Origin of the sequence: Streptomyces hydrogenans (assembly GCF_014656075.1) — a bacterium.
GTDB classification, from domain to species: domain Bacteria; phylum Actinomycetota; class Actinomycetes; order Streptomycetales; family Streptomycetaceae; genus Streptomyces; species Streptomyces hydrogenans.
The window spans coordinates 1-7,603 of record NZ_BNBS01000120.1; the positions used below are offsets into that span (position 1 = coordinate 1).

6 protein-coding genes, 1 pseudogene and 1 riboswitch are annotated in these 7,603 nt (G+C 69.0%); of the genes and pseudogenes, 3 read left to right on the plus strand and 4 right to left on the minus strand.

All coding sequences use genetic code 11. From position 1 onward, the window contains the following. Positions 1 to 393 precede the first annotated feature (393 nt). A protein-coding gene (locus tag IE321_RS43340) for an IS630 family transposase (protein WP_434095604.1) occupies positions 394 to 1,466 on the plus strand; the annotation gives its coding sequence in 2 pieces (ribosomal slippage) (positions 394 to 843 and positions 846 to 1,466; 1,071 coding nt in all). 173 nt (positions 1,467 to 1,639) lie between these two features. Here the strand turns inward: IE321_RS43340 and IE321_RS33370 are convergent. Beyond that, entirely contained in the window at positions 1,640 to 2,098 is a 459-nt protein-coding gene (locus IE321_RS33370) for a hypothetical protein (protein ID WP_190225646.1), read from the minus strand. A gap of 78 nt (positions 2,099 to 2,176) precedes the next feature. Beyond that, positions 2,177 to 2,548, minus strand: coding sequence for a DUF6193 family natural product biosynthesis protein (locus IE321_RS33375; RefSeq protein WP_190225647.1), 372 nt, complete (start codon positions 2,546 to 2,548; stop codon positions 2,177 to 2,179). A gap of 497 nt (positions 2,549 to 3,045) precedes the next feature. On the opposite strand from IE321_RS33375, the pseudogene IE321_RS33380 reads away from it, so the two are divergent. Beyond that, a pseudogene (locus IE321_RS33380) lies at positions 3,046 to 4,024 on the plus strand (ThuA domain-containing protein); the annotation flags it as partial. A gap of 125 nt (positions 4,025 to 4,149) precedes the next feature. On the opposite strand, the gene IE321_RS33385 reads toward IE321_RS33380, so the two are convergent. Next, positions 4,150 to 5,055 carry a LysR family transcriptional regulator gene (locus IE321_RS33385; protein WP_190225648.1) on the minus strand — a complete coding sequence of 302 codons (906 nt, stop codon included), beginning with the start codon at positions 5,053 to 5,055 and terminating at the stop codon, positions 4,150 to 4,152. A 136-nt stretch (positions 5,056 to 5,191) separates the two neighbouring features. Between IE321_RS33385 and rarD the strand changes: the two genes are divergently transcribed. Continuing rightward, positions 5,192 to 6,127 (plus strand): EamA family transporter RarD, encoded by a 936-nt coding sequence (rarD, locus tag IE321_RS33390; RefSeq protein WP_190225649.1) that lies wholly within the window; start codon positions 5,192 to 5,194, stop codon positions 6,125 to 6,127. A 138-nt stretch (positions 6,128 to 6,265) separates the two neighbouring features. On the opposite strand, the gene IE321_RS33395 is transcribed toward rarD, so the two are convergent. Then, positions 6,266 to 6,988 (minus strand): IclR family transcriptional regulator, encoded by a 723-nt coding sequence (locus IE321_RS33395; protein WP_190225650.1) that lies wholly within the window; start codon positions 6,986 to 6,988, stop codon positions 6,266 to 6,268. Between the two features lie 192 nt (positions 6,989 to 7,180). Beyond that, positions 7,181 to 7,322: riboswitch (SAM riboswitch) on the minus strand. Positions 7,323 to 7,603 lie beyond the last annotated feature (281 nt).

A 7,603-nucleotide genomic window follows, 5' to 3' on the forward strand; every position in this document is an offset into this window, starting at 1 on the left:
CGCTTCATTCAAGAGCTCAATCCCTCCACATGTCCAACAGGGCAAACCGGGAGCGGCTGTACAGGGTCGGTGAATTCGCCCGCTGAAACGATCAGGTTTACGAAGGTTGTAGGGGCGACCGTGAAGGATTCGTGAAGAGACCGAGGTGTAATCTTCGTGAATGTGTGAATTTTGGCGCACGAATAGAAATTCGATCGAGAGATGTTTGAGGGTCGAAATTTCCAATTTGCTGGATGGGTCGCGCTTTGTGATCTGTAATGAATGTCAGAGTCGCTTCCCCGAGAAAACGGAAAATTGCCCCAGGTTGATCCGTGGAGTTGCATCCTGCATTGCTACTGAACTTGAACTCGTGGTGTCGTAGGGGCTGACGGCTCGTCGTCTGCGCGGTATCACCTGGACACGCGGTATCCACAAGGTGGCGGGCTGACCGCCGAACGGCAGCAGTTCCGCGAGGGGTTACGGCTTGAGGCAGCCGAGAGGTTCGCCCGGGGTGAGGCGAGCTCCGCGATCGCCAAGGACCTGCGGGTCAGCGTCCGCTCGGTGCAACGGTGGCGGCGGATGTGGGACGAGGGCGGTCCGCGGACTCTGCGATCGCAGGGGCCGGCATCGCTGCCGAGGCTGAGCACGAGGCAGTTCGCCCAGCTGGAGGCGGAGCTGGCCAAGGGGCCGGCCGCGCACGGCTGGGAAGACCAGCGCTGGACCCTGAGCCGCGTGAAGACGGTGATCGGCCGGCGTTTCCACCTGACCTACACGATCCAGGGCGTGCGCAAGCTGCTGGTACGTAACGGCTGGTCCTGTCAGGTCCCGGCCCGGCGTGCGATGGAGCGGGACGACGAGGCGGTGGCCGGGTGGGTCAAGGAGGTGTGGCCCTGCGCGAAAGGCTCGCGGCGGTGAGTGGAGCCTGGCGGATCTTCGAGGAGGAAGCCGGATTCTCCATGACGCCGCCGCAGGCCAGGACCTGGTCGCAGCGCGGCCGGACTCCGGTGGTGCGGGTCCGCGGCCGTTCCCGTAGACGGATATCGATTGCCGCGCCGACCTGCTACAAACCCGGCCACCGGTCCCGGCTGATCTACCGGCCACGCCGGGACGACGGCCCGCGCGACGGACGCAAAAGCTTCTCCTGGCGCGACTACCGGGACTTGCTGATCGCCGCCCACCAGCAGCTCGGCGGCCTGATCGTCCTCGTCCGGGACAACCTGAACGTCCACAAAGCCGCCGGCCTGCGGGAGTTCACCGCCTCCCGGGAATGGCTGACGATCTACTACCTGCCGCCCTACGCACCCGACCTCAACCCCGTCGAAGGGATCTGGTCGCTGCTGCGACGCGGCTGGCTCTCCAACGTTGCCTTCAGCACCCCCGAACACCTCGTCCAGCGCACCCGACGCGGCTTACGGCACATCCAGTACCGCACCGACCTCCTGGACGGCTGCCTCGCCGAGACCGGCCAGACCGTCCGACCCGCCTGAGCAACCCAGCGACATCACGAGTTCAACCTCAGTAGCAACCCGACTCGATTCACGTGCGGCGGCGCCAACCATCGCACCGGGCTGACACCGCCATGGGCGTCGGGGGTCCAGACAACTTGACCAAAGAGATAGGGGCGCCCCTCCGATCGGGCGCAGAAAGGGCAGCTGGGCGGTCAAGGGCAACGTTCAACGGTGTCGGGTTGCAATCTCAGCTCTTGGACTTGGTAGCAATCCGAGTAGAGGGTGGCGATGGCCGCGCCACACATACACACGAGGTTGGGGCCCCATTCGCCGTCCATCCCGCAGCAGTAGCCGCGGCGCATCGCAACGTCGGGGTGTTCCTCCAGCCCGAGGCCGTCCGCCGGGTTGAGCACGATGGTGCCCCGCGGGCCGGACTCGACAAGGAAGCCGGACACCTCATCCAGTACGTAGGGCGGCCCAGAGGGATCGGGATCGACGGCGAATGTTCCCGGGGGCATTCGTACGACGGGATCGGTGGAGTGCCCGTTCGCGTCTGAGGGTGACGCCTCCGGCCGGTGCCACCCGTCATCCGTATCAAAGGTCGGCAGGGACCGCTCGGCAATCGTCGGCGTTACAGCCCGACGGCAGCTGCCGCACTGGAAGAACGTCATCAAGGGCGCCTTACTTCTTCGGCGGCGGGGGTTGCCCGTTTCGGCGGAGTTTGAGCAGTCTGCAGCTATGCGGTCGGCTCAGTCGACAGGGCGGTCCGGCCGGGGCCAGGGCCCTTCGAAGGCCGGCCCACAGTCGTCGGGCAGATGGGCCACCACCAGAGCGGCCGCCTCCCGCGGTGTAAGCGATTCGCCCAGTATGCCGCCCACGTGCAGCGGCCCGTAGACGATGCACCATTGAGCGTCGCCCACGATGTACGGCAGGTCATTGCTCCACGGGAACTGGGTGTTCCGGTGGAAGGTGAGCGCCCCGTGGCTCGGGAACGGGTACAAGGCCCGCAGCCGAGGCTCGGCGTAGGCGGCCGCTGTGACCGCAGGATCCCCCCGCCGCGCCCCAGGGTGTCCCTCCAGCATTCCGCGCCAGGTCTTCTCGACCACCGTCTCCTCGCCCATGCCGTGATCATGGCGTCCGGCCTCGGCCACGACAACCCGCGCCTCCCCGCTGGAGGGCCGGCCGCCCGGTGACCTCCGGCGGAGGTCGCGTCACCGGTTGCATCACCGATTGTTTGGAGGGTTGCACCACCGGTTGCGGGCGCGGCCGCGGGGAGCAGCCTTTTGACCTGCGGTTCTCCCCGGCGTCGGCCCACTACCAAGCAACTTTCCCGCGGCCGCGGGGATGGTCCCGGATTCGCCTCCACGGGCGCCCCGGTCAGCTGCTGCTCCCCGTGCCTGCGGGGATGGCCCCGGTCGGGACCGGCGGGGCTACTGGGCCCATGACTGCTCCCCGCCCGTGCGGGGATGGTCCCTCCTCACCATCGGCCGCAACGAACTGCTCCCCGCGCCCGCGGGGATGGACCCGTCATCTCGATGACCGTGGGCTGGTGGTCGACCTGCTCCCCGCCCGCGCGGGGATGGCCCCAGAGCGACAAGGGCTTTTGGGTCGCCCGCCGACCTACACCCCCTCCAGGGAGTGGGACCTCCTCGCCAACGGCGGCGTCGACGCCTACGAAGTCGTCCTCTTCCTCGACGACGCCCCGCAGACCGCGGCCCAGCGCGCCGGCTTCGAGTGCTACATCCGCGCCGGCGGCGCCTGGCTCGGCTTCCACGTCTCGGCCTTCACCACCAACGCCTCCGCCTGAAGCTGGTACTACAACGACTTCCTCGGCAGCGGAAACTTCCGCACCAACACCTGGGGCCCACCACCGTGGTCCTGCGCACCGAGGACGCGAGCCATCCCGCAGCGGGTGCCCTCCCCGCCACGTGGACCTCCGCCGTCAGCGAGTGGTACAGCTGGTCCAACAACCTGCGGACCAACCCCTCCGTCAAGGTCCTCGCCTCGGTGAACCCGTCGAGCTTCCCCCTCGGCACCGACCCGAACCACTCCTGGGCCAGCGGCGACTACCCGATCGTCTGGACGAACACCCGCTACCGCATGCTGTACGCCAACTTCGGCCACAAGGCCATGAACTACGCCACCGACACCCGCACCTCCTCATCCTCGCCTCCGCTCCCCAGAACCGGCTCCTCGTCGACGCCCTCAAGTGGCTCGGTGACGCCCCCGCGACCGCAGCCCCCTGGCAGACGCTCACCTCCCAGGCCAACGGCTTCTGCGTCGACGTCCGCGCGGCGGCCGCCGCCGACGGCACGGTCGTCCAGCAGTACGCCTGCAACGGCACCACCGCCCAGCAGCTCCGCCTCGTCCCCACCGACAGCGGTCACGTCCGCCTGGCGAACCGCAACAACCCCGACCAGGTGGTGGACGGCACCGACCGCTCCACCGCCGACAACGCCCCCGTCCAGCTCTGGGCCTACACGGGCGGCACCAACCAACAGCGGAAGGCCGTCCCCGAGGCCGTCGGCACCCACCACCTCGTCGCCCGCCGCAGCGGCAAATGCCTCACCGCAGGGGCTGGATCAGGTGCTCGGTGACCAGCGCCTCCTTCGCCGCGCGGATCGCGTCGATCATGTCGGTCTTGCGCTCTCCACAGCGTCCCCTGCTCGCCGGGCGCACGAGGTCCTCGACACAGTGTGACGACGTTCAGGCGAAGGCGGCGTCAACCCTGCCGGCGCAGAGCTTCGATGTAGGCGTTGAGGGCCGGTGAGGTGGGGGACTGTCGGCGGATCACGGCGTAGAGGCGTCGGGTCAGGCTGGTACCTGCGATGTCGCGAATGGCCAGGCGCGGGTCCGCGGCAGGCAGGGTCAGGTCGGGCAGCAGGGTCACCGCGCCCGTGCTGCGGACGAGTTCGAGCTGGACGTCGGCGTCGTTGGACCGGTGTCGGAGGTCGGGGTCGAATCCTCCGTGTGCCCGGCAGGTCCCGATGATCATCGCGTGGTGTCCGGTACCGCCGCTCGAAGAAGCCCAGACCTCGTGGCGCAGCGAGGAAAGGGCAACGGGCCCGGGGTGGGCGGCGAGTGGGTGTCCTGCCGGCAGAACCAGGCGGGTCCCCTCGCGCAGGAGCAGATGATGGTCCACACCGTCCGGGCGTGGGCGGGGATGGCCTTCGTACTCGTCGCTGATGACGAGGTCGACGGTTCCCAGCCGCAGCTCGGGCAGGGCCACTTCGAGTTCGAGCTCGGTGATCTCGACCTCGACGAGCGGGTGCGAACGTGCCACTTCCACCAGCGCGGGGATGAGCAGACGGCGGGCGGCCGATTGCAGGCCCACGGCACGGATCCTGCCGCGGACTTCCTGGGTCAGGTTCGCCAGCTCGGTCTCGGCGGCTTCGGCGACGTTCGACAGGACGGCGGCGTGACGGGCGAGCACCTTCCCGGCGTCGGTGAGCCGGACCCCGCGTCCGGCCGGCTCGATCAGTCGGGTACCGGCTTCCCGCTCGAGTACGGCCAGCTGCTGGGAGACCGCCGAAGGGCTGTAGCCGATGGCGGCGGCCACAGCGGCGAGGGTCCCCCGCTCGGCGAGTTCGTGAAGCATCCTCAGGCGGCGGAGATCAGAGAGAACCATGCACGAACCCTAATGAATCAGATCCACGATTCATCGCTGGTCCTTACAGGCGAGGTGGGAGAAGCTGGAGCTCGCCGCTGATCGGTCCCAGGGCACCTCTCACTCCTCGACTCCTCCGGAAGGCACCTCCGCTCACATGAACGCGCGCACCCTCTCCGTCCCTGCGTCCGGGATTGCGTCCTCGGTCGGAGCGTCGGTCGTCTTCGGGACCATTTTCATGATCCCGCCGCACCTTCTGCCACTGGATCCCGAGCAGATCCTGGGCTACCGCATCATCGCCATGGTCGCCTTCCTGGCGGCCTTCTTCTGCGCGGCGCGGATGTGGAACCAGGCCGCGGCGCTGGCCGGCCGTCTGCGCGCGACACCGCGTCTGGCCGGTTTCCTGGCCGTGGACGCCGCTCTCCTGGGGCTGCAACTGTGGCTTTTCGGATGGGCGCCCCAGAGCGGGCACGGCCTCGATCTCTCTCTGGGCTATCTCATTTTGCCCCTGGTCATGGTGGTGGTCAGCGTCGCGGTCTACCGCGAGAGACTGTCCCGCGTGCGGATCGCCGCTGTGCTCTGTGCCGCCGCGGGAGTCGCGGCGGCCGTGGTCGTCGCCGGCGGGCTGCGCTGGCCCACCCTGCTCGTCGCACTGGGGCTTCCGCTCTACTTCGTCAGCCGTCGCGCGTTCGCCCTGGACTCCGCCGCGGCCCAGCTCTTCGAGCTCATCGCGATGCTCCCCTTCTCGGTCTTCGTCCTGTTGGCCAAGCCGTCACTCGGCACGGTCGCCCACGATCCGCGGCTGATCGCCGGACTCGTCCTGCTCGGGATCCTCAGCGCCGCCGGGTTCGCGCTGTACCTGACCGCCAGCAGTGTCCTGCCGTTCTCCCTGTTCGGCGTGCTCAGTTACGTCGAGCCGGTGCTGCTGGTGCTGGTGTCCCTGACGTTCCTGGGCGAGCCGTGGCAGCCGGCCGACACCTTCGTCCACATCCCGATCTGCGCAGGGCTCCTCCTTCTCGCGCTTGAACCGGCAGCGAGGGAACCCGCCGCGCCGAAGCAGCCCGCCCCTCGGCTCGACAGCGCACTCCCGTGACCCAGCGGCTGCGGGCAGCCGCGACCGACGGCACCGCGCAACCGCTCGTCCGGGTGATGAGGGGCTGGTCCCCGACCCGAGAACCGGCTGGAGTCGCAGGGCAGGGAGAGCTGGGACCGCCACGCGGTGCTGCCGGGGTCAGGGGTGGGAGACGGCTTCGGTGAGGCGGTCGGCCGCGTCGACGGCGGCCTGCGCGAGCCGGGTGCCGGGGTGTCGGGTGAGGCGTTGGATCGGGCCGGTGACCGTGACGGCCGCGACGACGCGCCGGGACGCGTTGCGGACCGGCGCCGAGACGGAGGCCATGCCGGGTTCGCGCTCTCCGATCGACTGGGCCCAGCCCCGGCGCCGTACGCCGCTGAGAGCGGCGGCCGTGAAGCGAGCACCCTGCAGACCTTCGTGGAAACGCTCGGGTTCCTCCCAGGCCAGCAGGATCTGGGCGGCCGAGCCGACCTTCATGGGAAGCGTGGACCCCACCGGCACGATGTCGCGCAGGCCGCTGGTCCGCTCGGCGACGGCCAAGCAGATGCGCATGTCGCCCTGGCGCCGGTAGAGCTGCGCGCTCTCGCCGGTGGTGTCCCGGAGAGAGGTGAGGACCGGGCCGGCGGCCGCCAGCAGGCAGACCGCGCCCGCGGCGGCCGAGAGCTCGCCGAGCCGAGGACCGAGGACGAAGCGGCCCTCCAGGTCCCTGCCGACCAGACGGTGGCGCTCGAGTGCGAGGGCGAGTCGGTGGGCTGTGGGCCGTGACAAGCCGGTGGAGGCGACCAGCCCGGCAAGCGTGGCCGGGCCCGACGCCAGCGCGCCGAGGATCACCGCTGCCTTGTCGAGAACACCCACACCGCTAGAAATATCCGAGATATCCATGAAAAGAGGTACTCCAGTCTCGATCTGCGAGGCATGACTCGCAGCGACCCCGCCCGGGGGAGAGGGCAGGGATGGTCAGCGGGAAAGAGCCGAGGCGGTCGGCTGATATGCCGCGACGATCACGAGACGGGTACGCGGAAAGCCCGGGTCGGACAGAGCCGGGGCGAAAGGCAGCACAGAGAGCACCGTGTCTCCTCATCTTTTCCCGCGCCACGTTGGCGCGGGCCGGAGTTGGCACTGAACCCGACGACGTGGGGCGTTCGGGGAACGCCGAGTCGACCGGGGAGTTGCCGGGGCTTCGTAGGGCCGGTCCCTCCACCCCTCTGGATGATTCGCGAGAAACCATACAAGACTTCCGGCGCTGCCTGGGAACCGCATCCTGCACGGGAGGGCGCGGGTCGGGTCGGCGGAGATGCGGCCGCGGGGCGAACGGCATCCGATCGGGGGGCGGGAGCTGGGTGGGCCACGAGGTGTCGACACGTCGTCAGGCAGGCTCGTGCCGCATCCACCGATCAACTGAGCCACCTGCCCTCGATCTCCGGTGGCCTACCGTCAGGCGCCCGGGTTTTCGCCACGGACACGGACCACGACGACGCCAGGAGCAGGCGATGGGTG

Bases quoted from the DNA above. Each gene is read 5' to 3' on its own strand.
- IE321_RS33370 (WP_190225646.1), bottom strand. From the start codon at position 2,098: ATGACGTTCTTCCAGTGCGGCAGCTGCCGTCGGGCTGTAACGCCGACG.
- IE321_RS33375 (WP_190225647.1), bottom strand. From the start codon at position 2,548: ATGGGCGAGGAGACGGTGGTCGAGAAGACCTGGCGCGGAATGCTGGAG.
- IE321_RS33385 (WP_190225648.1), bottom strand. From the start codon at position 5,055: ATGGTTCTCTCTGATCTCCGCCGCCTGAGGATGCTTCACGAACTCGCC.
- rarD (WP_190225649.1), top strand. From the start codon at position 5,192: ATGAACGCGCGCACCCTCTCCGTCCCTGCGTCCGGGATTGCGTCCTCG.
- IE321_RS33395 (WP_190225650.1), bottom strand. From the start codon at position 6,988: ATGGATATCTCGGATATTTCTAGCGGTGTGGGTGTTCTCGACAAGGCA.